Origin of the sequence: Ochrobactrum sp. S1502_03, from assembly GCF_044435015.1 — a bacterium.
Classification (GTDB): domain Bacteria; phylum Pseudomonadota; class Alphaproteobacteria; order Rhizobiales; family Rhizobiaceae; genus Brucella; species Brucella chromiisoli.
In genome coordinates this window covers 1-791 of sequence record NZ_JAYEXN010000097.1, presented here as the reverse complement: position 1 = coordinate 791, position 791 = coordinate 1, and the positions used below count along the sequence as shown (strand labels likewise).

Below are 791 nucleotides of genomic sequence, written 5' to 3'. Positions count from 1 at the left end.
GATGCGGTCGGCATAAGCATGGATCTCGGCTGGGCGGCCAACGGCAGTCGACAGCACCGAATATTTGTTGTTGTCGAAACGCACGAGGCAAGTTTTGCCGATCGAGGCCTGTATCGCGTGGAAGCCATCGAACTTGCCGGGATAGCCGACCAGATGGGACTTCTCTTCTTCGAACACCTCCCAGATCGTGCGCTTCGTCTGATCGACATGCTTATGAGCCCGGGCGTAACTGATGCATTTGTCCAGCAGCCAGCCGTTCAACTCATCGTAGGATTTGAAGCGCAGCCGCGGCGTGAAGAAGCGTTCACGGACAAGATTAACTTGATTCTCGACCTGACCTTTCTCCCAGCCCGACGCCGGTGTACAAGCCACCGGTTCGACAAGGAAATGGCTGCACATTTGCTGGAAGCGGCGATTGTATTGACGCTCTTTACCGACGAAGACTGTTTCCACTGCTGTCTTCATATTGTCGTAGATGCCGCGCGTGCAGGACCCGCCAAAAAAGGCGAATGCCCGGTCATGAGCGTCGAAGACCATCTCCTGCGTCTCGCGCGGATAGGCCCGCACATACATCATCCGGCTGTGGCAGAGCCGAACATGCGCAACCTTCACGGTCGTCGTCACACCGCCCAGAACAACAATCTCGTGGCTCCAGTCGAACTGGTAAGCTTCGCCCGGTGCGTAATAAAGTGGTACATAGGCTTCCGCCGTCACGGCCCCACGCTCTTTCGACCATGAGCGTGCATAACGCCGGACCGTATCATAGCCACCCGCGTAACCCAGATCGCGTA

At 56.8% G+C, this 791-nt stretch carries 1 protein-coding gene; it reads right to left on the bottom strand.

Annotated features, from left to right (window positions below; genetic code table 11):
- Positions 1–791: IS21 family transposase (gene istA, locus VBH83_RS19360; RefSeq protein WP_396999099.1), on the bottom strand; the 791-nt coding region annotated here is incomplete at both ends.